Consider the following 24955-nt stretch of genomic DNA (forward strand, 5'->3'; position numbering starts at 1 on the left):
TTTGCCCTGCGTCACCCCCCTTGTTCTTTGCCCCGTTCGGGACGATGTTGTCCCGGAGAGGACCGCACAGGTCCGGTTTGACGACGGAGACCACCAATGTTCATCGAAACCGATGTTACCCCCAACCCCGCCACGCTGAAATTCCTCCCCGGCCGCGAGGTGCTCGGCCAGGGCTCGGCCGATTTCGACACCGCCGATGCCGCGGCGTCGAGCCCGCTGGCCGCGTCGCTGTTCGCGCTGCCCGGCGTGGTCCGCGTCTTTCTCGGCGCCGATTTCATCTCCGTCACCGGCGACGATCCGGGCGCGTGGCCCTCGCTCAAGCCGCAGGTGCTCGGCGCGATCATGGAGCATTTCCTCTCCGGCCGCCCGGTGATGGACAGCGCGCAGGAAGACGCGGCGGAGGATGTCGATCCGGCCGACCGCGAGATCGCCGACCAGATCAAGGAACTGCTCGACATGCGGGTCCGCCCCGCGGTCGCCGGCGATGGCGGCGACATCGTCTTCCGCGGCTTCCGCGACGGTGTGGTGTCGCTGCACATGCAGGGCGCCTGCTCCGGCTGCCCCTCCTCGACGGCGACCCTCAAGATGGGTATCGAGAACCTGCTCAGACATTACGTCCCCGAAGTGAAATCGGTGCAGCAGGTAATGGCCTGAGCCAGCTGGCCTGACGCCCCGAACCCGACGGAGACCCGCATGACCCTCGATGCCGGCGCGCTCGATGCGCTGTTCCGCACCGCCCGCACCAAATCCGCCTGGACCGACACGCCGGTCCCGGACGACACGCTGCAAAAACTCTACGACCTGCTCAAATACGGCCCCACCTCGGCCAATTGCTCGCCCGCGCGCTTCCTCTTCCTGCGCAGCCCCGAATCGCGCGAGCGGCTGAAACCCGCCCTCAACCCCGGCAATATCGACAAGACGATGTCCGCCCCCGTCACCGTCATCGTCGCGCACGACCCGCAATTCTATGAAGAATTGCCGAAGCTCTTCCCCCATGCCGATGCCCGCGGCTGGTTCGCCGGCAACCCCGACCTCGCCGAGGAAACCGCCTTCCGCAACGGCACGATGCAGGGGGCCTATCTCATCATGGCCGCCCGCGCCCTCGGGCTCGATTGCGGCCCGATGTCCGGGTTCGACAAGGCGAGGGTCGACCAGACCTTCCTCTCCGACCAGGGCTGGCGGTCGAATTTCCTGATCAATCTCGGCTACGGCGTGGCCGAGGATCCGTTCCCCCGCGCCCCGCGCCTCGGGTTCGACGAAGCCTGCGTCCTGCTCTGAGATGACGCCGCCCGCCGCGCGGCTTCTGGTGCTGGATGCCGCGCTGAAATCCGCCCGCGCGGGGGTGATCGAGGGTGATCGCCTCCGCGCCGCGCGCGAGGGCGCGCCCGAGACCGGTCTTGCCGACCTGCTGCCGGTCTGGGCGGCGTCCTGTCTCGACGAGGCGGGGCTGGCCGCCGCTTCGCTCGACGGCATTGCCGTCACCATCGGCCCCGGCAGCTTCACCGGCCTGCGCGCATCCCTCGCCCTCGCGCACGGTATCGGCCTCGCCGCCGGCATCCCGGTCTATGGCGTCACCGTGGGCGAGGCGATGGCGGCGCTGCTGCCCGATCCCGGCCGCAAGCTCTGGGTCGTCACCACGGCCCGGCGCGGCCGCCTCTTCCTTGAACGGGACGGCGAAGCGAGCGCCTTCGACGAGACCGACCTGCCCACCCCCGCGGGCCCGATCGCCCTTGCCGGCGACCGTGCGGCGGATATCGCATCCCGCCTCGCCGAAGCCGGCCACGATGCCGTGCCCACCGGGATCGAGACCTGCACCATCGCCGGCATCGCCGCCGCCCTGCGCCAGCGCCTCGCCGCAGGGCACGCGCCGCGCCCCGCCGCCCCGCTCTATGTCGATCCGCCCGAGGCGCGCCTGCCCGCCGGCGGCCTGCGCCCGCCCCCGCAGGGGCACGACACCACCCCCACCAACCCGGCCCCGTGACCGGCGCGGGCAACGGCGATAATTCCGCGCCCGCAGCGGCGCCAGACCAACCCGCGCCCGCAGGGGCGCAAGACTGGCCCGCGCCCGCAGGGGCGCAAGACTGGCCCGCGCCCGCAGGGGCGCAAGACTGGCCCGCGCCCGCAGGGGCGCCAGACCAACCCGCGCCGGCCACGGCCGCGCACGCCGCCGCCCTCGCCGCGATCCACGCCGCCGCCTTCCAGGACGATCCCTGGTCGGAAGCCGCCATCGCCACCCTGTTCGAGAACCCGACGACATTCGGCTTCATCGCCCCCGCAGGCGGGCTCGTCCTCGCCCGTGCGGTTGCCGGCGAGGCCGAGATCCTGACCATCGGCGTCGCCGCCACCGCCCGCCGGCGCGGCATCGCCCGCGCCCTGCTGGGCGCCGCCCTGGCGGAAGCGCGGGGCAGGGGGGCCGAGACGGTGTTTCTCGAGGTCGCGGCGGACAACGATGCCGCCATCCGCCTCTATCGCGCCTGCCTCTTCCGCCCCGCCGGGCGCCGGCGCGATTATTACGGTCCGGGGCGCGACGCGCTGCTGTTCACGCGTCCGCTTTCCTGATCACCACCACGGCGCTGCCATCCGGCAGGTCGAACATGTCGAGCAGGTCGTGCCCCTGGTCGGCGGCGGCGCGCGGCACGTTCGCCCGCGGCTCGGCGCCGCGCAGCCGCACCAGCAAAATCTCTCCCGCCGCCATCGAATCGAGCGCCAGCCGTGTCCGCACGTAAGTCATCGGACAGGTTTCCGCAGTAATGTCGATGGCCCGGTTATGGGCAGGGAGTTCCATGACTTTCGTATCCTGGATTACCATTTTCTAACCAATTTCAAAAAATGGAACATCGATGAGATGAATTACATCCGCCTTTCGGACGAATTTCAAACGTAAATTCTTGCAATTCACATCAAAATGCTCCAGATCAGTTTTCAGGTAAATGATCAAGTAGTGTCGAAGAAGGACCAGTGATGCCGGATAGCCATGACACACAACAACTCCTACAACTCACCGCGCAGATTGTGTCAGCGCATGTATCGCACAATTCGGTTTCGGCCGAAATGCTGCCCACGCTCATCCGGGATGTCTACACGAGCCTCAGCGGCACGGATCAGCCTGTAGAAGAGCCGCCGCCGCCGCTCGAGCCGGCAGTCAATCCGAAGAAATCCGTCTTCAACGATTACATCGTCTGTCTTGAGGATGGAAAAAAACTCAAGATGCTTCGCCGTCATCTGAAATCGGCCTACAATCTGACGCCCGAGCAGTATCGCGAGCGGTGGGGATTGGCGAGCGACTATCCGATGGTCGCCCCCGCCTATGCCAAGCAGCGCTCCACCCTCGCCAAGAAGATCGGCCTCGGCACCAAGACCGCCGGCGCCACCCCCTCCGGCTCCGGGCGCGCCAAGAAGGGCGAATAGAGCATCATCCGGTCAGATGATATCATCTGCCCGGATAAAGATGCTCTGATTATCAACGTGGTAGAGCACTACATCCGATCCATCAGGATCGGAAAGTGCTCTACAGCATCATCCGGTCAGATGGAAACATCTGACCGGGTAAAGATGCTCGGTTTATCGATAATTTAGAGCACGTCTCAAAGGTTTCGGCCGAATGCCCGGCAGGGTCTCCCCGTCGGGCTTTTTCTTGCCCGCCATCTGCCCGCGATCTGGCCGCCTGGCCCGATTGCCTTTTCGCGCACCCTCATCCTACAATCTTCGCAAGCGAAACGCCGCCGTCTTTTTGTTTCGCACCCGGAAAAGGAACATCGCGTGTTGGATCATGCCGCATCCATCAGCCGGCGGGCGGAAATCGTCGCCCTGGTCGAGCAGAATGGCTTTCAGACGATCGAGGCGCTGGCCCGCCATTTCGACGTCACGGTGCAGACCATCCGCCGCGACCTCAACGCGCTCGCCGCCGATGGCAAGCTCAGCCGCTACCGTGGCGGCGCCGGCCTGCCATCGAGCATCGAGAACATGGAATACAACCGCCGCCGCGTGGTCCATCTCGAAGCCAAGCTCCGCATCGCCGACATGGTGGCGGCGGACATTCCCGAACACGCCTCGCTCTTCATCAATATCGGCTCGACCACCGAACAGGTCGCCCGCGCCCTGCTCGGCCATCATGATCTCTCGGTGATCACGAACAATCTCAACGTCGCGCGGATCATGAGCGAAAGCACCGATTTCCGCGTCATCGTCGCCGGCGGCATGGTCCGCAACCGCGATGGCGGCATCACCGGCCAGGCCACCCGCGACATGTTCGACCGTTTCCGCGTCGATATCGGCATCATCGGCGTCTCCGGCATCGACGCCGATGGCGCGCTCTACGATTTCGACATGGATGAGGTGATCTGTTCGCAGGCGATCATCCGCAACGCCCGCCGCGTCGTCCTCGTCACCGATCATTCCAAGTTCGGCCGCCCGGCGATGGTGCGGATCGGCACGCTCGCCCAGGTCTCCGCCCTCTATACCGACCTGCCGCCGCCGCCGCCGATCGCCGCCCTGATCGGCACGCTCGGCATCGAACTGCACGTCGCCGACCCGGCCCCCCAGCCTCCGTCCGGATCGCCGCCCGGATCGCCGCCCGGATCGCCGTCCGGATCGCCGACATGAAAACGCCCGGTCCGTTGCCGGGCCGGGCGCTCTGTCGCGATATCGGGTTGGCGCTCAGTCGGCGGCCAGCGCCATGTGCTTGCGCGCGATCGCGCCGCTGACATAGGTCTCCACCGCCTCGCCGATCGCCTCGGCATGGTTGGCGAACACGTGGTCGGCGCCGGCCAGCACGCGGTAATCGACGGCGACACCCTTCTGCGTGTTGAGCTTGTCGACCAGCTTGCGCACCGAATTCTCCGGCACCAGCTCGTCGGCATCGCCATGGATCATCAGCCCGCCGCAAGGGCAGGGGGCAAGGAAGCCGAAATCGTAATGCGCTGCCGGCGGGGCAACGCTGATCCAGCCCGAAACCTCCGGCCGGCGCATCAGCAACTGCATGCCGACGAAGGCGCCGAACGAATAGCCCGAAATCCACAGCCCGGCATGCCCGGGGTTCAGCGCCTGCATCCAGTCGAGCGCCGCGGCCGCGTCGTTGATCTCGCCCATCCCGCCGTCATAGCTGCCCTGGCTGCGCCCGACGCCGCGGAAATTGAACCGCATGACCGAGAAGCCAAGCCGCTGGAACACCTGGTACATCGTGTAGGTGATGCGGTTGTTCATGGTTCCGCCATGCAGCGGATGCGGGTGCAGCACCAGCGCGAGCGGCGCCCCCCGGTCCTTGGCATGGTGATAACGCCCTTCGAGACGGCCATCCGGCCCGGCAAACATAACTTCAGGCATGGTATTGTCTGGTCTTTCCCAATCGATCGTCACATCACCCGGCCTTCGATCGTCGCCGGGTGCAGGAATATTTCCCCGCCGGCGGCCCGAAGCCGCCCTCGCACCCTCAGGTGCCGCCGGAGCCGGGGAAACGGCTTCGAAACTTATATATAGGTTGCCTCCACGCATGATTGACCGGTCCGGTATGCATACCTACTCTCCCCGTCATGACGAGCGCGATCATCCGCAATCATGGCCCCCAGCATGGCCTCTGGCATTGTTCTGGTCGCCGGCCCGAAAGCCGCCGGTCCAGCGTGCGGAGCCCTGTGTCTCCGCCCTTCCGCAGCACGCCGCGTCGCGCCGTTGCCATGCCTGCCGGGGAAGGCGTCCGCCAAAACTTCGTCTCCCGCCCGAAAATTCGTATCCCAGGGCCTGCTAGAGCTTTTAGAGCTTTCATTTCGTCCATCCGGCGCCAATATCGCCGGAGAGGCACAGAGATAACGGATGGCATCCAGATTTTCCACGGAAATGTCGCATGAGCTCAATGTTTTTGCGTGAAACCATCCGGGCCTACCGCCAGCGCGATCCGGCCGCCCGGTCGGATCTCGAGGTTTTGCTGTGCTATCCGGGCCTGCACGCCGTCCTGCTGCACCGGGTCGCGAACTGGCTCTGGCGGCACCGGCTGCGACTCGCCGGCCGCTTCCTCTCGCATCTCGCCCGGGTGGCGACCGGCATCGAGATCCATCCCGGTGCAACGATCGGCCGCCGCTGCATGATCGATCACGGCATGGGCGTGGTCATCGGCGAAACCGCGGTGCTGGGCGACGATGTCTATCTCTACCACCAGGTCACGCTCGGCGGCACGTCGAGCGAGCGCGGCAAGCGCCACCCGACGCTTGCCAACAACGTCATCATCGGTGCCGGCGCCAAGGTGCTGGGCAACATCCTGATCGGCGAGAACGCCCGCGTCGGCGCCAATGCCGTGGTGGTGGCCGATGTGCCGGCGAATACCACCGTGGTCGGCATTCCCGCCCGCCCGGTCGAGCGCGGCACCTCGATCCGCCCGTCCAAACCCCGGTTCGACCCCTATGGCACGCCCTGCGACCCCTGCCTCGACCCGCTGCTGGGCGAGATGGAGCGTCTGCGCGCCGAACTGACCGATCTCGAAGCCCGTGTCGCCCGCGCGGAATCGCGCACACCAGACCGCGCGGAATCGCGCACACCAGACCGCGCGGAATCGCGCAAACCCGATCACGCGGAATCGCGCACACCCGATCACGCGGAGTCGCGAACACCCGATCACGCCGAAGCGCACACACCCGATCATGCCGCGCTGCGCGAGCCCAGCCATGACGCGCCCATCGCCCGCGGCTGACCCGGGCCTCTATCTCGACGCCAACGCGACCGAGCCGCTCCGCCCCGAAGCCCGCGCGGCAATCCTCGCCGCCCTCGATCTCGACGGCAATCCCGCCTCGGTCCATGCCGAGGGCAGGGCGGCGCGCAAATATCTCGAATCCGCCCGCGCCACCCTGGCCGCCCGGCTCGGCGCCCGGCCGGAAAACCTCGTCTTCTGCGCCGGCGCGACCGAGGCGAACGCGATGGCGATCCACGGCCTCGCCGCCGGCGGCGCCATCGTCATCGGCGCCACCGAGCACGACGCCGTGCGCGCCGCCGCCCCCAATGCCCGCATCGCCCCGGTCGATGACGCGGGACAGCTCGACCTTGCCGCCTTCGCCGCCCTGCTGGCCGAATGCCGCCCGACCCTTGCCTGCGTCATGGCGGCGAACAACGAAACCGGCGTGCTGAACGACATCGCCGCCATCGCCGCCCTCTGCGCTGCGTCCGGCACGATGCTGCATGTCGATGCCGTGCAGGCCGCCGGCCGCGTTGCCGATCCCGATTATCTCGCCCAGGGTGCCTCCAGCGTCGCCATCTCCGCGCACAAGCTCGGCGGCCCGAAAGGGGCGGGGGCGCTGCTGCTCGCCCCCGACGCCGCCGCCCGCCTCGTCCCGCTGATCCGCGGCGGCGGCCAGGAACAGGGCCGCCGCGGCGGCACCCACAACCTGCCCGGCATCGCCGGCTTCGCCGCCGCCCTCGATGCCGTCCATGCCACCGCCGGCTCGACCCCGCGCCTCGCCGCCCTGCGCGATGCGATCGAGGCCGGCGCGCGCGATTGCGGCGCGCGCATCGCCGGCGCCGGCGCGCCCCGGCTGGCGAACACGACCTGCCTGATCCTGCCCGGCCTTGCCGCCGAAACCCAGGTCATCGCGCTCGATCTCGCCGGCATCCGCGTCTCCGCCGGCGCGGCCTGCTCCTCGGGCAAGGTCGCGCGCAGCCACGTCCTGGCCGCGATGGGGCTGGGCGATCTCGCGTCCAACGCCATCCGCGTCTCGCTGCCCTGGAACGCGCCGGACGACGCGCCCGCCCGATTCCTCGCCGCATATCGGCGTCTTGCCGACCGCGCCTTGCGCAAATCCGCGCATGTCTCTACCTCGGCTGCGTGAACGGCGCCCGGACGCGCGCCCTCGCACCGCAACCGACTACGCAACGGATAACGCAACGGATTCAGGGGTCGCACATGCCGAACATGACTTTCATCGAGCGCGACGGCACGCGCCGGACGGTGGACGCCCCGTCCGGCCTGTCGGTGCTCGAAATCGCCCACAAGCACGGGATCGACATCGAAGGCGCCTGCGAGGGCTCGCTCGCCTGCTCGACCTGCCATGTCATCGTCGAGCCCGACTGGTTCGCGAAGCTCGCCGCCGCCTCGGAAGACGAGGAAGACATGCTCGACCTCGCCTTCGGCCTTGAAAAGACCTCCCGCCTCGGCTGCCAGATCGTGATGTCCCCGGTGCTGGACGGGCTCGTCGTGAAGCTGCCCGCCGGCGTGCGGAACGCGCAGGACGGCTGAGACCATGCGCGTCGTCGTCGCCATGTCCGGCGGGGTGGACAGTTCGGTCGTCGCCGGGCTGATGCACGAGGCCGGGCACGAGGTGATCGGCGTCACCCTCCAGCTCTACGATCACGGCGCCGCCACCGGCCGCAAGGGCGCGTGCTGCGCCGGGCAGGACATCCACGACGCCCGCAACGTCGCCGACCGTCTCGGCATCGCCCATTACGTGATCGATGCCGAGGCCGCCTTCCGCGCTGCGGTGATCGGCGATTTCGCCGATGCCTATGCCGATGGCCGCACCCCGGTCCCCTGCGTGCGCTGCAACCAGCACCTCAAGTTCGGCGACCTGCTCGGCCTCGCCCGCGATCTCGGCGCCGAGGCGCTGGCCACCGGCCATTATGTCCGCCGCGAGGAGGGCGCCGAGGGCGCCGAGCTGCATCGCGCGGTCGATGCGCGGCGCGACCAGTCCTGGTTCCTGTTCGCCACCACGCGCGACCAGCTCGCCTTCGCCCGCTTCCCCCTCGGCACCATGCCGGACAAGGACGCCGTCCGCGCCGAGGCCGCGCGGATGCACCTGCCCGTCGCCGAAAAGCCGGACAGCCAGGACATCTGCTTCGTCCCCTCCGGCACCTATGCCGACATCGTCGCGAAGCTCCGCCCCGATGCCACCGCCCCCGGCGAGATCGTCACCGAGGACGGCGCCGTGCTCGACCATCACCAGGGCATCGCCCGCTACACGGTGGGCCAGGCCAAGCGACTGGGCGCCGCCTCCGGCCATGTCGTCACCAGGATCGACGCCGCCCGCCGCCGCATCGTCGTCGGCCCCCGCGGCGCCGGCGGCCGCGAGGTGCGGATCGCCGAGCCGAACTGGCTGATCGACCCGCCCGCTGCCCCGTTCCGCGCCAGCGTCAAGCTCCGCGCCGGCGAGACGCCGCACCCCGCCGAGATCGACATCGCCCGCAACCTCGTCACCCTCGACATCCCCGCTCTCGCCGCCCCCGGCCAGGCCTGCGTGGTGTATCGCGACACCCGCGTCCTCGGCGGCGGCTTCATCCTGTGATCCGGTGATCGACACCGCCGCCGCAAGCCGGGTTTTTTTCGCACCTCGCCGACAAGTCTGATTGGTTTCGCCGCCGTGGCGGTCTATATCCAGACTGGCGCCCCCCGTCAGCCTGAAGTCCGGCCGGCCGGAGCCGCTCCCGCGTGCCGGATCTCCCTGCCGCGGGTCGATGCAACCACGCCATGGCACAAGCCATGCACGGCAAGAAAAAAAGGATTCCACACGTGGCCAACGAAAAATCGCAGAACGTGCAGGATGTGTTCCTCAATCACGTTCGCAAGAGCAAGACCCCGGTCACCGTGTTCCTGGTGAACGGCGTGAAGCTGCAGGGCGTCATCACCTGGTTCGACAATTTCTCGGTCCTCCTCCGTCGCGACGGTCATACCCAGCTCGTCTACAAGCACGCGATCTCGACCGTGATGCCCGGCGCGCCGATCCAGCTCTTCGATGCGACCAAGGCCGAAGGCGCGGCCGGCGGCAGCGGGGCGACTCTCTCCCTCGGCCGTGCCGGCGATGCCGATCGCGATGCCGAGTAGGCCGGATTGACCATACCGACAAAGGCCGCCCCCACCCGCGCCGCCATCCTGCTGCCCTGGGAGCATGGCGGGCGGCGCAACGGCCCGCGCGAGGCCGAGGCCCGCCTCGCCGAAGCCATCGGCCTCGCCGCCTCGATCGGCCTCGTCATCGCCCATGAGGAAATCGTCCAGCTCCGCGCCCACCGCCCCGCCACCCTGTTCGGCGAGGGCCAGGTGCAGCGCATCGCCGATTCCATCGCCGAGGCCGAAATCGGCGTCGCGGTGGTCGATTCCACGCTCAGCCCGGTGCAGCAGCGCAATCTCGAACGCGCCTGGAAATGCAAGGTCATCGACCGCACCGGCCTGATCCTCGACATTTTCGGCGAGCGCGCCCGCACCGCCGAGGGCGTGCTGCAGGTCGAGCTCGCGCATCTCGCCTACCAGCGCTCCCGCCTCGTCCGCTCCTGGACCCATCTGGAGCGCCAGCGCGGCGGCTTCGGCTTCCTCGGCGGCCCCGGCGAAACCCAGATCGAGGCGGACCGCCGCCTGATCACCGACCGTATCGCCCGCCTCCGCCGCGAGCTCGACGAGGTCCGCCGCACCCGCGCCCTGCACCGCGCCGCGCGCAACCGCGTGCCCTATCCCGTCGTCGCCCTGGTCGGCTACACCAATGCCGGCAAATCGACGCTGTTCAACGCGCTCACCGGCGCCACCGTCCACGCGCAGGACCAGCTCTTCGCCACCCTCGACCCGACGATGCGCCTCATCGTCCTGCCCTCCGGCCGCCACGCCATCCTGTCGGACACGGTGGGCTTCATCTCCGACCTGCCGACCGAACTCGTCGCCGCCTTCCGCGCCACGCTCGAAGAGGTCGCCGCCGCCGACATCATCCTCCATGTCCGCGACTGCGCCCACCCCGACAGCGCCGCCCAGCGCGCCGACGTGATCTCGGTGCTCGACGGCATGGCCCGTTCCGGCATGATCGACGAGGGCTGGTCCTCCCGCTGCATCGAGGTGATGAACAAGATCGACCTGCTCGATCCCGCGATTTCGGACCTGCCGGGCCCCGCCGCCATCGCCGTCTCGGCGCTTTCCGGCGAAAATCTCGAAACCCTGCGCGCCGCGATCGATGCCCGGCTCGCCGGCGCCATGCAGGTCGCGACCTACTGGCTCGCCCATGCCGACGGCGCTGCCCTCGCCTGGCTCTACCGCCACGGCGAGGTGCTCTCCCGCATGGATGGCGAGGACGCCATCGCCATCGAGGTCCGGCTCCGCCCCGAAGACCGCGCCCGCTTCGAGCGCGACCACGAGGCCGCGCTGCACGCCCCGACCTCCTGATCCATCGCCCCGATCCGGCACCCCATCCATCGCCACGGAATCCCGCCCATGATGCCTGACAGATCCGACCTTTCCGCCATCGCGGCGCTGCTGCGCGAGGTCGCCGGCAGCATCGTGATGCCGCGCTTCGGCCATATCGGCCCGGCCGATCTGCGCACCAAATCCGGCCCGCTCGACCCCGTGACCGTGGCCGACGAGGCGGCCGAGCGCGCGCTGACCGAAGGCCTGCGCGCCCTCTTCCCCGATGTCGCGGTGATCGGCGAGGAATCGGTCGCCGCCGATCCCGCCCTGCTCGGCGCGGTCGCCGGCCCCGCCCCGGTCTTCGTGATCGACCCGATCGACGGCACCCAGAACTACGCCGCCGGCCTGCCGCTGTTCGGCCTGATGATCGCCCTGGTCGAGGGCAACCAGACCATCGCCGGCCTGATCCACGACCCGCTGCGGGACGATACCATGCTCGCCACGCGCGGCGCCGGCGCCTTCCTGCTCCGCGGCGCGGCGGAGCGTGCCGAATTCCTGCCTTTGCGCGTCGCCGCCCCGGCGCCGCTCGCGCAGATGATCGCCTCGGTCTCCTGGCAATACATGGCGGCGGACGAAAAATCCCGCGTGCTCGCCCGTCTCGACGCAATCGGGCAGACGCCCAACCTGCGCTGCGCCGCCGCCACCTACCGCGCCATGGCGTCGGGCCACATGCACGCCACGGTCTCCCGCCGCACCCTGCCGTGGGACCATGCCGCCGGCACGCTGATCGTCGAGGAGGCCGGCGGCCATGTCCGCCGCCCGGATGGCGAGGCCTGGCGCCCCGCCGACATCGATGGCGGCCTCATCGCCGCCGCCGACCGCGACACCTGGCACCGCCTGCGCGACGCGCTCTACGGCTAGCTTTCCAGCTTCACCGCCTGCCAGAGCGCTTCCATCTCGGCGAGCCCGGCCGCTTCCGGCGTGGTCCCGGCGGCGGCGAGCCTCGCCTCCACCGCGCGGAACCGGCGCTCGAACTTCGCATTCGCCCGCGCCAGCGCCTGCTCGCCATCGCAGCCGAGCTTGCGGGCGAGATTGACCATCACGAAGAACATGTCGCCCAGCTCATCCTCGATCCGCGCCGGGTCCGCCCCCGCCAGCTCGGCGCGCAGCTCCGCCGTCTCCTCGTCGAGCTTGTCGAGAACCGACTCCGCATCCGGCCAGTCGAAACCCACCCGTGCCGCCCGCGCCGCGAGCTTGCGCGCCCGCATCAGCGCCGGCAGCGTGGTGGCGATGCCATCCAGCACGCCGCTCTCCGCCCGCGCCGCCCGCTCGCGCGCCTTGTCCGCCTCCCAGGCCTGTGTCTGCGCCGCCTGGTCCCGCGCCGCGGCATCGCCGAACACATGCGGATGCCGGCGGATCATCTTCGCGGCAATCCCGGCGGCGACCTCGTCGAAGCCGAACCAGCCGCGCTCCTCCGCCATCCGCGCGTGATACACGACCTGGAACAGCAGATCCCCCAGCTCGTCGCGCAGCGCCGCCGGATCGCCTTTTCCGATCGCGTCTGCAACCTCATAGGCCTCTTCGACCGTATAGGGAGCGATGGTGGCGAAATCCTGCTCGCGATCCCACGGGCATCCGGTCTGCGGATGCCGAAGTGCGGCCATGACGGCGAGGAGGCGGTCGATCGGTCTGTCGGTCATGCGATCCCGAAGCTGTGATGGGTGATCCCGCCGGGGTCACGGCGGCTTGATGAATGGCCAGCGCGCACCAGAGTAATCTATCGCCCGAGGAGAACAACCATGCACGTCATCCGCACACCGGACTGGTCCCTGCCCGAGCGGGATGCAACCCCCCCGCATCTCGCCCTCAACCGCCGCGCCGCCCTCGCCACGCTGGGCGGCGCCATGCTCGGCTTCGGCCAGATCGGCGCCGCGCTGGCCGATGCGAATGCCAAACCGGGCGATCGCATCGCCGACTACCCGCCCTCCGCCGCCCGCTTCGACCCCGCGCGCAGCCTTACCCCTCGCCACAATGCCGAGACCTACAACAATTTCTACGAATTCGGTCTGCACAAGGACATCTGGCCCAAGGCCCAGAAGCTCCCCACCGAGCCCTGGACCATCCGCATCGACGGCATGGTGGAAAAGCCCTTCACCATCTCCTTCGACGACCTGATGAAGAAGGTCAGCACCGAAACCCGAATCTACCGCCATCGCTGTGTCGAGGCCTGGTCCCTCGTCGTCCCCTGGGAAGGCTTTCCGCTCGCCGAGCTGGTCAAGCTGGCGAAGCCGCTCTCGGGGGCGAAATATCTCCGCTTCACCTCGCTCGCCGATCCCAAGGTGATGCCGGGCCTGTCGATCCCCTTCTTCCCCTGGCCCTATCACGAGGGCCTGACCATGGCGGAGGCGATGAACGAGCTCGCCTTCGTCGGCACCGGCATGTACGGCGCGAAGATGCCCAAGCAGGACGGTGCGCCGATCCGCGTCGTGCTGCCCTGGAAATACGGCTTCAAGTCGGCGAAATCCCTGGTCCGCATCGAATTCACCAGGGAGCGACCGGTCACCTTCTGGGAAAAGACCAGCCCGGACATGTATGGCTTCTGGGCCAATGTGAACCCGAACTACCCCACCCTGCGCTGGAGCCAGGCGCGCGAGCGCGTCATCGGCACCGGCGATGTGGTGCCGACGCAAATTTACAACGGCTACGGCAAATGGGTCGCCCCGCTCTATGCCGGCATGAAGCAGGACAAGAAACTGTTCATGTAACGCCCAGCAGCCGGCGGGCGATGCCGATCACCCGCCGCGCCTCGCTCCACAATTCGTAGCGGTCGAATTCCGCCGCCCTGGCCCAGGCGATGTCGGTCACGTCATCGCCCGCCACCGCCTCGCCGCCCTGATACAGCCCGGCGAAATCGAGGATGGTGTAATGGAACTCGATGCGCTGGGCCGCATCGCGATGGATCGAATCGACATGCGCCGCCAGCACGAGCGGCCCGGCTTCGAGCCCGGTCTCCTCGCGCAATTCCCGCCGCGCCGCCGCCTCCGCCGTCTCGCCCAGCTCCTGCCCGCCGCCCGGCAGACTCCAGGCCCCGAGTGCCGGCTTGCGGCCGCGGCGGATCAGCAGCACCTCGTCGCCGCGCAGCAGCACCACCCCGATGCCGACGCGCGGCGCCTCCGGATAGGCCCGGCTCATCCGGCCACCAGCGCGCGGATCGCGCGGTCCTGCTCGAACAGGTGCAGCAGCACCCGCGCCGCCCGCCCGCGCGGGGATTCGAGCTGCGGGTCGGTGTCGAGCAGCAGGATCGCGTCTTTCTGCGCCATCGCAATCAGGTCCTCGTCACGTTCGGCGTCCGCCAGAAGGTAGCCGGGCAGGCCGGACTGTTTCGCCCCCAATATGTCACCGCCGCCGCGCAGCCGGAAATCCTCGTCGGCGATGCGGAACCCGTCCTCCGTCTCCCGCAGGATCGCGAGCCGCCGCCGCGCCGCCTGGCTCGGCTCGTCGCCATGCAGCAGCAGGCAGAAACTCGCCGCCGCCCCGCGCCCGACCCGCCCGCGCAGCTGGTGCAGCTGCGCCAGCCCGAACCGGTCCGCATGCTCGATCACCATCACGTTCGCCTCCGGCACGTCCACCCCCACCTCGATCACCGTGGTCGAGACCAGGATATCCGCCTCGCCGCGGGCGAAGCGCTCCAGCGCCGCCGCCCGGATCTCGATCGGCTGGCGCCCATGCGCCAGCACCACCCGCGCGCCGAACCGCTCGGCGAGTGCGGCGAACCGCGCCTCGGCGGCGGCGATGTCCATCGCCTCGCTCTCGGCCACCAGCGGACACACCCAATAGACCCGCCCGCCCTGGCGGATCATCCGCGCCACCGCGGCGACGATCTCCTCCATCCGCCCCGCCGGGTGCAGCGTGGTGCGGATCGGCTTGCGCCCGGCCGGCTTGGCGAGAATCCGGCTCACGCTCATCTCCCCCCAATGCGAGAGCAGCAGCGTGCGCGGGATCGGCGTCGCCGTCATCACCAGCATGTCCGTCGCCCGCCCCTTGGCGCCGAGGGCGAATCGCTGCTCGACGCCGAACCGGTGCTGCTCGTCGATCACCGCGAGGCCGAGATCGTGGAACGCGACACTCTTCTGGAAGATCGCATGGGTGCCGACCACGATCGGGATCGACCCGTCGGCGAGTCCGGCCAGCACGCGCCGCCGCTCCGCCATCCGCAGCGAGCCGGTCAGCAGCGCGACCGGCACGGGGCAGAGTTTCTCCAGCGTCGCGAGATGCTGGCGGGCCAGCAATTCGGTGGGGGCGAGCAGGGCGGCCTGCGCCCCGGCCTCGACCACGCGCAGCATCGCCAGCGTCGCCACCAGCGTCTTCCCCGCGCCGACATCGCCCTGCAACAGCCGCAGCATCCGGTGCGGTGACGCGAGATCGGCGTCGATCTCGGCGAGCGCCTCGTCCTGTGCCGCGGTCGGCGCGAAGCCGAACCGCGCCAGCGCCGCCGCCCGCAGCCGCCCATCCCCGGCAAAGGCGCGCCCCGTCCGCCGCCGCCGCCGCGCGCGGATCAGCGCGAAGGCGAGCTGCCGCGCCAGCAATTCGTCATAGGCGAGCCGCCGCGCCGGGCCATCGCCCGGCATCGATTCGGGCGCGTGCAGCGCCCGCAGCGCGGCGGCGAATCCCGGCCAGCCCTGCTTCTTCAGCACGGAAGGCATCTGCCATTCCGGCAGCTCCGGCAGACGGGCGAGGGCGCCGTCCACCGCCCGCGCCATCAGCCGCGCCGAAAGCCCCGCCGTCAGCCCCCGCACCGGCTCGATCGCCGGCAGCCGCGCCGCGTCCTCCGCCGCCAGCACGTAATCGGGATGGGGCAGGGTAGGGCGGTCGGCGAACCGCTCGACCTTGCCCGACAGCAGCAGTTTCGCCCCCAGCGGAAACTGCCGCAGCCGCCCGGGATGGAACAGCACCACCTCGCCGAAGCCGCTGGCGTCGCGAATCACCACCCGGTGCGGCTGCCCCCGCCGCGCCGGCGCCTCGTGCCGCACCACCTCGACCATCACCGTCGCAACCATCCCCGGCTCCGCCTCGGCCAGCGTCGAAAACCGCGAGCGGTCGATGAAATGCAGCGGCAGGTGAAACAGCAGGTCGCCCACGCGTGGCCCGCCCACCGCGCGCGCGATCAGCGCCGCGAGTTTCGGGCCGACGCCCGGCAGGCTGGCAAGCTCGGCCCGGAACGGCGCCAGCGACTCGGAGATGTTGGTGGTCACGGGCTGACAGTGGCGGAGCACTCCACTATATCGCAACCCATCATGACCGATGTATCGACCGAGGCGCTCGCGCAGCGCCGCCGCCGGCTGCTCTACCGGGCCACCCATCGCGGCACCTATGAAAACGACCTGATGATCGGCGGTTTCGCCCGCAAATATATCGACGCGATGGACGATGCCGCGCTCGACGCGCTGGAGGCGGTGATGGAACACCCCGACGCCGAGCTGGCGGACTGGCTGACCGGCCGCAAGCCGGTCCCGCCCGAAGCCGATTCGGACATGTTCCACCGCATCCGCGACGAGGCGGCGGAAATCGCGCAGGGCGAGTTCGGCGCCAAGCGCGGGCGATGAGCCTGCTTCCCGTCTATGGCGCGCCGGAAGGGTTCGACGCCGACCTGATCGCCCGCCGCGCCGCCGAGGCCGGCACGGTGCTGCACATCGCGCGCGACGATGCCCGCCTCGCCCGGCTGGAGGACGCGCTCGCCTTCTTCGCCCCCGCCGCCGAGATCATCCGCTTCCCCGCCTGGGACTGCCTGCCCTACGACCGCGTCTCGCCCAACCCGGCCATCGTCTCCGACCGTGTCGCCGCCCTGGCCCGGCTGCTGGAGCCGGCGAAGGGCACCCGCATCGTGCTGACCACGGTGAACGCCGCCGTCCAGCGCACCCCGCCGCGCGCCCGCTTTGCCGGCGCCAGCCGCACCATCGCCCCCGGCGGCGCCGCCGCCCCGGACGATCTCGCCCGCTTTCTCGAGCAGCGCGGCTATCACCGCGTCGGCACCGTCATGGAACCCGGCGATTTCGCCGTCCGCGGCGGCATTTTCGACGTCTGGCCCGCCGGCGAGCCGACGCCTGCCCGCATCGACCTGTTCGGCGACACGGTAGATACACTTCGCCGCTTCGACCCCGGCACCCAGCGCAGCGGCGAGGCGCTGGACCAGCTCACCTTCCGTCCCGCCACCGAATTGCCGCTCGATGCCGAGGCGGTCAGCCGCTTCCGCACCGGCTTTCGCGAGTTGTTCGGCGCCGAGGCGCAGGCCGACCCGCTCTACGAGGCGATCTCCGACGGCCGCCGCCAGCCCGGCATGGAACATTTCGCCCCGCTCTTCTGCAAGACGATGGAAACCGTGTTCGACTATGCGCCCGGTGCTGCCATCAGCCTCGACCACCAGGCCGAGGAGGCCGCCGCCGCCCGCTTCGAGATGATCGCCGATCATTACGAAGCCCGCCGCGCCCCGCCCCGCGCCGGCGAGGCGCCCTACCGGCCGATCCCGCCCGCCAGCCTCTATCTCGACCGCGCCGGCCTCGATGCGCTGCTCCGCACCCGTGGCGCGACCGTCTTCTCCCCCTTCGCCCGGCCCGACGGGGCCGAGGGTGTCGAAGCCGGCGGCCGTCCCGGCGCCATCCTCGCCGCCGCCCAGGGCATCGCCTCGGTCTATGACGAATTCCGCCTGCTCGCCGCCCGCTGGCGCGAGGCCGGGCGCCGCGTCGTCCTCGCCGCCTGGTCCGCCGGCTCGCGCGACCGTCTCGCCGCCCTGCTGCGCGACCACGGCATGCGCTCGATCCCGATCGACAACGCCGCCGAGGCCCGCATCGCCCAGGGCGACGCCATATTGCTCGCCATTCTCGGCCTCGAGCGCGGCTATGTCGCCGACGATCTCGCCATCGTCGCCGAGCAGGACCTGCTCGGCCAGCGCATCGCCCGCCCACCGCGCCGCCGCCAGCGCGCCGACCAGTTCATCGCCGACGCCACCGAAATCGCCGAGGGCGATCTCGTCGTCCATCAGGATCACGGCATCGGCCGCTATGACGGGCTGGTGACGCTCAGCGTCGACGGCGCGCCGCATGACTGCCTGCGCCTGCTCTACGATGGCGACCAGAAGCTCTTCCTGCCGGTCGAGAACATCGACATGCTCTCCCGCTTCGGCAGCGAGACCGCCGGCGTCGGGCTCGACCGCCTGGGCGGCGCCTCCTGGCAGGCGCGCAAGGCCAAGGCCCGCAACCGCATCCGCGACATGGCGGCCGGCCTCATTCGCATCGCCGCCGAGCGCAAGCTGCACGACGCCGCGATCCTCGCCGCCGATGACGGCGCCTTCGCCGAGTTCTGCGCCCGCTTCCCCTATACCGAAACCGAGGACCAGGCCCGCGCCATCGCCGATGTCATGGAAGATCTCGCCGCCGGCAAGCCGATGGACCGGCTGGTCTGCGGCGATGTCGGCTTCGGCAAGACCGAAGTGGCCCTCCGCGCCGCCTTCATCGCCGCGATGTCCGGCGCCCAGGTCGCCGTGGTGGTGCCGACCACGCTGCTCGCCCGCCAGCATTACCGCCTGTTCTCCGAGCGCTTCGCCGGCCTGCCCATCCGCGTCGAGCAGCTCTCCCGCCTCGTCTCCGCCAAGGATACCGCGAAGGTGAAGGCCGGCCTCGCCGACGGCACGGTGAACATCGTCGTCGGCACCCATGCGCTGCTCTCCAAAACCATCGCCTTCGCCGATCTCGCGCTGCTGATCGTCGACGAGGAGCAGCATTTCGGCGTCGCCCACAAGGAACGCCTCAAGCAGATCAAGGCGGACATCCACGTCCTCACCCTGACCGCGACGCCGATCCCCCGCACCCTCCAGCTCGCGCTGACCGGCGTGCGCGACCTCTCGCTGATCACCACCCCGCCGGTCGATCGCCTTGCCGTGCGCACCTTCATCATGCCGTGGGACAAGCTGGTGATCCGCGAGGCCATCGCCCGCGAGCGCTTCCGCGGCGGGCAGATCTTCTGCGTCGTCCCGCATATCGAGGATATCGACCGGATGCGCGAGCGCCTGGCCGAGATCGCGCCGGACCTGCGCACCGCCACCGCTCATGGCCGCCTGCCCCCCACCGAGATCGAGCGGGTTATGACCGAGTTCAGCGAAGGCAAGCACGACGTCCTGCTCGCCACCAACATCGTCGAATCCGGGCTCGACATGCCGGCGGTGAACACGATCCTGATCTGGCGCGCCGATCTCTTCGGCCTCGGCCAGCTCTACCAGCTGCGCGGCCGCGTCGGCCGCGGCAAGCAGCGCGGCTACGCCTATCTCACCTGGCCCGCCTCGCACACGCTCGCCGCCTCCTCGCAGAAGCGCCTCGAAGTGATGCAGACGCTCGACACGCTCGGCGCCGGCTTCACCCTCGCCTCCCACGATCTCGACCTGCGCGGCGCCGGCAACCTGCTGGGCGATGAACAATCCGGCCATATCCGCGAGGTCGGCATCGAGCTCTACCAGCAGATGCTGGAGGATGCGGTGGCCGAGCTGCGTGCGGCCGGCGGCGGCCAATCGCGCGAGGCCGCGCGGGACTGGACGCCGAATATCGGCCTCGGCCTGCCCGTCCTCATCCCCGAGGCCTACGTGGCCGACCTGCCGGTCCGCCTCGGCCTCTACCGCCGCATCGGCGGGCTCGTGACCGATGCCGAGAGCGAGGCGCTCGCCGCCGAACTGGTCGACCGGTTCGGCCCGATGCCGGCGGAGGTGGAAAACCTCCTCGCCACCGTGGCGCTCAAGCGCGCCTGCCGCGCCGTCGGCGTCGAGAAGCTGGAGGCCGGGCCGAAAGGCATGGTCGTCGCCTTCCGCGGCAACGCCTTCGCCAATCCCGGCGGCCTCGTCTCCTGGCTCGCCACCCGCGCCGGCCTGCTCCGCCTGCGCCCGGACCACAAGCTGGTCATGGTCCGCGAGATGGACGTGAAGGCCCGCCTCGCCGCCGCGCGGGACATCGTGGGCAACCTCCAGCGGATTCTCGACCAGTCGAAAGCCGCATGATCCGGTGGCGTAACTAAACAAATCGAAACTTGCTCCGGCCGCCCCGGTCCTCATCTTTGCGTGAGGAAGGCGGCCGCTCCTCGGCCGCCCCGCGCATCGCCGCCCGGCGACGATGCCGCCGCGGCCGCCCTGCGGCCGCCCAGCCTGACGAGGTCATGCCCATGAACGACCGAACCCTTTTCCGCGCCAGCGCCGTTGCCCTGTTCGCCGCCGCTTTCGCAGCCTCCCCCGCTCTGGCCGCGACCACCGCGCCCGGCGCCGCCACCCCGATGCCCGCACCCACCACCGGCTCGATGGCAGCCGCCCCCGCCGCCTCGCCGCAGACCGTCGCCAAGGCCGGCAAGGCGCTGCACCAGGTGCTCGACATCAACCACAGCTACGGCGCGAAACTCGCCCACACGACCGACCCCGCCGGCAAGCAGCGCCTGATCGCCTCGGCCAAGTCCAAGGCGGCGGCGGCGATCACCGCCCAGGGCCTCACCGTCCGGCAATACGACCAGGTCCTGGCCGAGGCCCGGCAGAATCCCTCGATGCGCGCGCAGCTCTTCGCCGCCGCCGGCCTGCCGGCGCAGAAATGACCGCCTGACCGCCGCGCCGCCGCCGCAAGGCGGGGTGCTGCGGTCGCCAGCACCCATCCAGAGCATCTTTATCCGATCAGATGGAATCATCTGATCGGATAAAGATGCTCGACTTATCAATATGATAGAGCACGACATCCGATCCATCAGGATCGGAAAGTGCTCTAGGTTCTGTACCTATTGCCATGACTACGGGGCGTCTGATTCAAGTCTGTTTGGAGGACTTGGAACATGGCGGAACTTTTCTGGCTGAACAACACGCAATGGGCTGCGATCGAACCATTGCTGCCGAAGCTTGGCGGCAAGCCTCGGGTTGATGACCGCCGGGTGCTGAGCGGCATCCTGCATCGCTTTCGCGAGGGCTTGCGATGGCGAGCGCTTCCTGAGGCCTATGGGCCACGAACCACTGTGTTCAACCGGTTCAACCGCTGGAGCCAGCGTGGCCTCTGGCAGGAGATCTTCGCGGCGCTTGTCGCCTGCGCGGATCCGCCGCGCATCGCCATGGTGGACAGCACCTCGGTTCGGGCACATCGCGCGGCCGCGGGCGGTAAAGGGGGGCGCAAAGCCAGGCCATCGGCCGGTCGAGGGGTGGACGGACGACCAAGATCCACGCCGTCGCAGATGAGCAGGGACGCATCGCCGCACTCCTCCTGACGCCAGGACAGGCCTCCGACATCAGCGGCGCGAGGGCGCTTCTGCCCACAATACCGCCACCAGAAGAGCTGATCGCCGACAAAGCCTACGACGCTGATGATCTTCGCGCCTTCCTCACCCGCCAAGGCACCAGGCCGGTGATCTCGCCCATGCCCAACCGCCGCGCCATTCCGCCCTTCGACCCCGTCGCCTATAGAAAGCGCAATCTCATCGAACGCGCCTTCTGTAGGCTCAAGGACTGGCGCGCCATCGCCACACGATATGACAAAACCGCACGAAATTTCCTCGCTGGTATTTGCCTCGTCCTCGCCGTCACATCATGGATCAGTTGAGTCCAGAACCTAGAGCATCATCCGATCAGATGGAATCATCTGATCGGATAAAGATGCTCGACTTATCAATATGATAGAGCACGACATCCGATCCGGATGGATCGGAACGTGCTCTAGACCGCGTCATTGACCGCGCGCCGCCGCATCGGCTTTATGCTCGGTCATGGATCTGGCTTCCCCGCGCCCCGAACCCGCCGCCTGTGCCGATGCGGAACCCGGCCCCTGCGTCCTCACCCGCCCGCCGCGCCAGGCCGCCCCGGTCGTCGTCGCCTCGCCGCATTCCGGCAGCGCCTACACGCCCGATTTCCTCGCCCTCTCCCGGCTGGATGCCCGCGCCCTGCGCAAGAGCGAGGACTGCTTCGTCGATGAGCTGTGCGCCGGCGCACCCGTCCTCGGCCTGCCGCTGCTCGCCGCCCGCTTCCCCCGCGCCTGGTGCGACGTCAATCGCGAGCCCTGGGAACTCGACCCGGCGATGTTCGAGGATCAGCTGCCGTCTTATGTGAATGCCACGAGCCCCCGCGTCGCCGCCGGCCTCGGCACCATCGCCCGCGTCGTCGCCTCCGGCGAGCCGATCTATCGCGGCAAGCTCCGCTTCGCCGAGGCGCAGGCCCGGATCGAGACCTGCTGGCGCCCCTATCACGCCGCCCTTGCCGGGCTGATCGCCGAAACCCGCGCCGCCTTCGGCGCCTGCCTCCTGCTCGACATCCATTCGATGCCGCGCCTGCCCGGCATCGCCCACGGCCACGGGCCTGACATCGTGGTGGGCGACCTGCATGGCGCCGCCTGCGCCCGGCCGATCGTGCACCTCGTCGAACAGACCCTGCGCGGCGAGGGCTTCACCCTCCGCCGCAACGATCCCTATGCCGGCGGCTACGTCACCCGCCACTATGGCCGCCCGCGCGAGCACGTCCATGTCGTGCAGATCGAGATCGCCCGCGCCCTCTATATGGACGAGGCCGAACTCCGCCGCGGCCCCGGCTTCGCCGCGCTGCGGTCAAGCCTGACGAACCTGTTCTCGACCCTCGCCACGGCGATCCCCGCGCTGCTCTGATTATCGGTCTGACAGAGCCCGGATCTGCGCGAGCCGCCGGTAGAGCGTGTTGCGGCTGATGCCGAGCCGCCGCGCCGCCCGGCTCATGTTCCCGCCCGCCGCCTCGATCGCGCGCAGGATGATCTGGTCCGCCCCTTCGCGCAGCGACGCCGCCCCCTCGCGCAGCGATACCGCCCCGCCGGACAAAACGTCCCCGTCCTCGCAATTCCCCTCCGCATCGCCTGCATCCGCCCCGCCGCGCAGCTCCTCGGCGATATCGTCCGGCAGATGCTCCCAGCCGATCTCCTCCTCCTCCGGATCGCACATCGACTGGCCGATCCGCAGCACATTGGCGAGCTGGCGGATATTGCCCGGCCAGTCATAGGCGCCGAAGGCCGCGCGCAATTCCGGCGCGAGGCGCCGCCCGGCCTCGCCCTCGCCGCCGAGAATCCGCCCGACCAGCGCGTCGAGATCGGCGCGACGGCGCAGCGGCGGCAGGGTGATGCCGAGCCCGTTGATCCGGTAGAACAGGTCGGCGCGGAACCGCCCCTCCGCCACCGCCCGCCGCAAGTCGCGGTTGGTGGCGCAGAGCAGGGTGAAATCCACCGCCACCGGCTTGCCGCCCAGCGGCGTCACCACCCGTTCCTCCAGCACCCGCAGCAGCCGCGTCTGCAGTGCGAGCGGCATGTCGCCGATCTCGTCGAGGAACAGCACACCCCCCGCCGCCTCGCGGATGCGCCCCGCCGCCCCCTCGCGCCGCGCCCCGGTAAAGGCGCCGGGCGCGTAGCCGAACAGCTCCGCCTCGATCATCGTCTCCGGCAATGCCGCGCAGTTGACGGCGACGAACGGCCCGCCCCGCCGCGGCCCCGAGGCGTGGATCGCCCGCGCCATCACGTCCTTGCCCACGCCGGTCTCGCCATGGATCAGGATCGGGATCGCCCGCCCCAGCGCCCGCCGCGCCTGGCCGATCGCCCGTGCCACCAGCGGATCGCCGGTCTCGAGTGCGGCCAGCGCGTCGCTCGGCCAGATCGTCGTCCCCCGCGGCGCCCGCGGCCGCAGCGGCATCTCGACGCGCAGGAACATCCGCCGCCCGCCCGGCCCGCGCAGCTCCATCGCCTCGCCGCCGCACCGCCGCTCCCGCGCCAGCAGCGCGTCCAGCGTATCGTGAAACACCGAACTCACCGGCGCGACCCCGAGATCCGCCCGCCGCAACCCGAGCATCTCCATCGCCACCCCGTTCGCCCCGCGCAGCGTCCCGTCGGCCGCGAGCGCGAGCACCGCCTCGCCCGGCGTGCCGATCCCCTGCCGCGCCGCGTGAAACCGCAGCTTGATGTCACGCAGATGTGACATCTCGAACATCCGCGTCTCGATCATCTGCGCCGCCGCCCGCACCAGCCCGAAGGTGTGCGGATGATACACCCGCTGGTCGCAGGAAATATCGATCACGCCGAGCAGCTCCCCGGTCGAGGCGATCAGCGGCGACGCCGCGCAGGCGAGGAAATTGTTCCGCTCCAGGAAATGCTCGGCGCCATGCACCACCACCGGCGCCGCCTCGATCAGCGCGGTGCCGACCGCGTTGGTCCCCCGGTCCGCCTCCGCCCAGCTCGCCCCCGGCAGCAACGCCACCCGCGCCGCCCGCCCGGTGAAGCTCGCATCGCCGACCGCATCGAGCAGGAAACCATCGCCGTCGGAGAGCAGCACGATGCAGCCCGAATCGCGGATCTGCCCGTAGAGATAGTCGATGATCGGCCGCGCCCGCACCGCGAGGTCCGACACCCGCTCCCGCGCCTCGCGCAGCTCCGCGCCGCACAGATGCGGTGCCTCCCGCGCGCCGAGATCCGGCGCGAGCCCGGCGCTGACGCAGCGCTGCCACGAGCGCGCGAGCAGCGCGTTCGGCGCCGCTCCTTGCAGCCCGGCCGAGAGACGCTCCTTGCCCTCCCGCAACCGCGCCGTCCTGTCGTCTCGATATGCGGAATGATGGTCCATGCGCGTAGCCCGCCCTGCGTTTCCTCGAGTGTCGCGGCGTGGTCTGTCGCCCGCCGTCATGTTTGCCTGACACTAGGCCCCGCTGTCGGGCGGCGCAACGCAACAATGCGACACGTCCCGTTTTGGGACAGTGTCCCCGATCGGGACGTCCCGCCGCCCCCGTATCGCCGGGCGCGGCGCGGTAAATCATCGGGCGCGGCGCCGCAAACCCCGCGCGCCGGGCCGCATCCGCGCGTTGGCACGGCGCTTGCTCATCATCCTCACGAAACAATC

At 69.7% G+C, this 24955-nt stretch carries 25 protein-coding genes; 19 read left to right on the plus strand and 6 right to left on the minus strand.

What is annotated here, in order from left to right:
* The first annotated feature begins 96 nt into the window (after positions 1–96).
* The 4 genes from HUW10_RS15030 to HUW10_RS18375 are packed head-to-tail and all read left to right on the plus strand — an operon-like array spanning position 97 to position 2559.
* Positions 97–654 (plus strand): NifU family protein, encoded by a 558-nt coding sequence (locus HUW10_RS15030; RefSeq protein WP_174504229.1) that lies wholly within the window; start codon positions 97–99, stop codon positions 652–654.
* 39 nt (positions 655–693) lie between these two features.
* The gene (locus tag HUW10_RS15035) at positions 694–1278 is read left to right on the plus strand and encodes a malonic semialdehyde reductase (RefSeq protein ID WP_174504230.1); all 585 of its coding nucleotides are present in this window, start codon (positions 694–696) and stop codon (positions 1276–1278) included.
* A gap of 1 nt (position 1279) precedes the next feature.
* Positions 1280–1981, plus strand: coding sequence for a tRNA (adenosine(37)-N6)-threonylcarbamoyltransferase complex dimerization subunit type 1 TsaB (tsaB, locus tag HUW10_RS15040; RefSeq protein WP_174504231.1), 702 nt, complete (start codon positions 1280–1282; stop codon positions 1979–1981).
* Positions 1978–2559 (plus strand): GNAT family N-acetyltransferase, encoded by a 582-nt coding sequence (locus HUW10_RS18375; RefSeq protein ID WP_236656425.1) that lies wholly within the window; start codon positions 1978–1980, stop codon positions 2557–2559. Before tsaB ends, HUW10_RS18375 begins: the two co-directional genes overlap by 4 nt.
* Here HUW10_RS18375 and HUW10_RS15050 read toward each other — a convergent pair.
* A complete protein-coding gene (locus HUW10_RS15050; protein WP_174504908.1) occupies positions 2540–2803 on the minus strand; it encodes a sulfurtransferase TusA family protein in 264 nt (87 codons plus the stop codon). The two genes, HUW10_RS18375 and HUW10_RS15050, sit on opposite strands and share 20 nt — an antisense overlap.
* 158 nt (positions 2804–2961) lie before the next feature.
* Between HUW10_RS15050 and HUW10_RS15055 the strand changes: the two genes are divergently transcribed.
* Both HUW10_RS15055 and HUW10_RS15060 read left to right on the plus strand, forming a co-directional pair.
* Positions 2962–3408, plus strand: a complete 447-nt coding sequence (locus HUW10_RS15055; RefSeq protein WP_174504909.1) for a MucR family transcriptional regulator — start codon at positions 2962–2964, stop codon at positions 3406–3408.
* Between the two features lie 351 nt (positions 3409–3759).
* Complete coding sequence (locus tag HUW10_RS15060; RefSeq protein ID WP_174504232.1) at positions 3760–4602, plus strand: DeoR/GlpR family DNA-binding transcription regulator; 843 nt, start codon at positions 3760–3762, stop codon at positions 4600–4602.
* Between the two features lie 54 nt (positions 4603–4656).
* Here HUW10_RS15060 and HUW10_RS15065 read toward each other — a convergent pair whose 3' ends face one another.
* Positions 4657–5322: an alpha/beta hydrolase gene (locus HUW10_RS15065; protein WP_174504233.1), complete on the minus strand. Its 666-nt coding sequence runs from the start codon at positions 5320–5322 to the stop codon at positions 4657–4659.
* 514 nt (positions 5323–5836) lie between these two features.
* On the opposite strand from HUW10_RS15065, the gene cysE reads away from it, so the two are divergent.
* The 7 genes from cysE to HUW10_RS15100 all read left to right on the plus strand — a co-directional run bounded on the left by cysE (position 5837) and on the right by HUW10_RS15100 (position 11989).
* The gene (gene cysE / locus HUW10_RS15070; protein ID WP_174504234.1) at positions 5837–6676 is read left to right on the plus strand and encodes a serine O-acetyltransferase; all 840 of its coding nucleotides are present in this window, start codon (positions 5837–5839) and stop codon (positions 6674–6676) included.
* Positions 6651–7805, plus strand: coding sequence for a cysteine desulfurase family protein (locus tag HUW10_RS15075; RefSeq protein ID WP_174504235.1), 1155 nt, complete (start codon positions 6651–6653; stop codon positions 7803–7805). Before cysE ends, HUW10_RS15075 begins: the two co-directional genes overlap by 26 nt.
* A gap of 74 nt (positions 7806–7879) precedes the next feature.
* Positions 7880–8212 carry a ferredoxin family 2Fe-2S iron-sulfur cluster binding protein gene (locus tag HUW10_RS15080; RefSeq protein ID WP_174504236.1) on the plus strand — a complete coding sequence of 111 codons (333 nt, stop codon included), beginning with the start codon at positions 7880–7882 and terminating at the stop codon, positions 8210–8212.
* 4 nt (positions 8213–8216) lie between these two features.
* A complete protein-coding gene (gene mnmA, locus HUW10_RS15085; RefSeq protein ID WP_174504237.1) occupies positions 8217–9254 on the plus strand; it encodes a tRNA 2-thiouridine(34) synthase MnmA in 1038 nt (345 codons plus the stop codon).
* Positions 9255–9478: 224 nt separating this feature from the next.
* Positions 9479–9790: an RNA chaperone Hfq gene (gene hfq / locus HUW10_RS15090; RefSeq protein ID WP_174504238.1), complete on the plus strand. Its 312-nt coding sequence runs from the start codon at positions 9479–9481 to the stop codon at positions 9788–9790.
* A 6-nt stretch (positions 9791–9796) separates the two neighbouring features.
* The gene (gene hflX, locus HUW10_RS15095) at positions 9797–11107 is read left to right on the plus strand and encodes a GTPase HflX (protein ID WP_174504239.1); all 1311 of its coding nucleotides are present in this window, start codon (positions 9797–9799) and stop codon (positions 11105–11107) included.
* A 48-nt stretch (positions 11108–11155) separates the two neighbouring features.
* On the plus strand, positions 11156–11989 hold the full coding sequence (locus tag HUW10_RS15100) for an inositol monophosphatase family protein (protein ID WP_174504240.1): 834 nt from the start codon (positions 11156–11158) through the stop codon (positions 11987–11989).
* Here the strand turns inward: HUW10_RS15100 and mazG are convergent.
* Positions 11986–12768 (minus strand): nucleoside triphosphate pyrophosphohydrolase, encoded by a 783-nt coding sequence (gene mazG / locus HUW10_RS15105; RefSeq protein WP_174504241.1) that lies wholly within the window; start codon positions 12766–12768, stop codon positions 11986–11988. The two genes, HUW10_RS15100 and mazG, sit on opposite strands and share 4 nt — an antisense overlap.
* A gap of 99 nt (positions 12769–12867) precedes the next feature.
* Between mazG and msrP the strand changes: the two genes are divergently transcribed.
* On the plus strand, positions 12868–13833 hold the full coding sequence (gene msrP, locus HUW10_RS15110) for a protein-methionine-sulfoxide reductase catalytic subunit MsrP (RefSeq protein WP_174504242.1): 966 nt from the start codon (positions 12868–12870) through the stop codon (positions 13831–13833).
* Here msrP and HUW10_RS15115 read toward each other — a convergent pair.
* Positions 13826–14260 (minus strand): NUDIX hydrolase, encoded by a 435-nt coding sequence (locus tag HUW10_RS15115; protein ID WP_174504243.1) that lies wholly within the window; start codon positions 14258–14260, stop codon positions 13826–13828. The genes msrP and HUW10_RS15115 overlap by 8 nt on opposite strands.
* Positions 14257–16320 carry an ATP-dependent DNA helicase RecG gene (gene recG, locus HUW10_RS15120; protein ID WP_174504244.1) on the minus strand — a complete coding sequence of 688 codons (2064 nt, stop codon included), beginning with the start codon at positions 16318–16320 and terminating at the stop codon, positions 14257–14259. The genes HUW10_RS15115 and recG overlap by 4 nt, the downstream gene beginning before the upstream one ends.
* A gap of 42 nt (positions 16321–16362) precedes the next feature.
* Between recG and HUW10_RS15125 the strand changes: the two genes are divergently transcribed.
* The 5 genes from HUW10_RS15125 (at position 16363) to HUW10_RS15145 (ending at position 22717) form a co-directional block, all read left to right on the plus strand.
* Positions 16363–16671: a succinate dehydrogenase assembly factor 2 gene (locus HUW10_RS15125; RefSeq protein ID WP_174504245.1), complete on the plus strand. Its 309-nt coding sequence runs from the start codon at positions 16363–16365 to the stop codon at positions 16669–16671.
* Positions 16668–20102 carry a transcription-repair coupling factor gene (mfd, locus tag HUW10_RS15130; RefSeq protein WP_174504246.1) on the plus strand — a complete coding sequence of 1145 codons (3435 nt, stop codon included), beginning with the start codon at positions 16668–16670 and terminating at the stop codon, positions 20100–20102. The genes HUW10_RS15125 and mfd overlap by 4 nt, the downstream gene beginning before the upstream one ends.
* A gap of 161 nt (positions 20103–20263) precedes the next feature.
* On the plus strand, positions 20264–20680 hold the full coding sequence (locus HUW10_RS15135) for a DUF4168 domain-containing protein (RefSeq protein WP_174504247.1): 417 nt from the start codon (positions 20264–20266) through the stop codon (positions 20678–20680).
* Between the two features lie 231 nt (positions 20681–20911).
* A protein-coding gene (locus tag HUW10_RS15140; RefSeq protein ID WP_371808636.1) for an IS5 family transposase occupies positions 20912–21666 on the plus strand; the annotation gives its coding sequence in 2 pieces (ribosomal slippage) (positions 20912–21232 and positions 21235–21666; 753 coding nt in all).
* 163 nt (positions 21667–21829) lie between these two features.
* On the plus strand, positions 21830–22717 hold the full coding sequence (locus tag HUW10_RS15145; protein ID WP_174504249.1) for an N-formylglutamate amidohydrolase: 888 nt from the start codon (positions 21830–21832) through the stop codon (positions 22715–22717).
* On the opposite strand, the gene HUW10_RS15150 is transcribed toward HUW10_RS15145, so the two are convergent.
* Positions 22718–24682, minus strand: coding sequence for a sigma-54-dependent Fis family transcriptional regulator (locus tag HUW10_RS15150; protein WP_174504250.1), 1965 nt, complete (start codon positions 24680–24682; stop codon positions 22718–22720).
* Between the last annotated feature and the right edge of the window lie 273 nt (positions 24683–24955).

The sequence above is a fragment of the Acidiphilium sp. C61 genome, assembly GCF_905116885.1.
In the GTDB taxonomy this organism is placed as follows: Bacteria; Pseudomonadota; Alphaproteobacteria; order Acetobacterales; family Acetobacteraceae; genus Acidiphilium.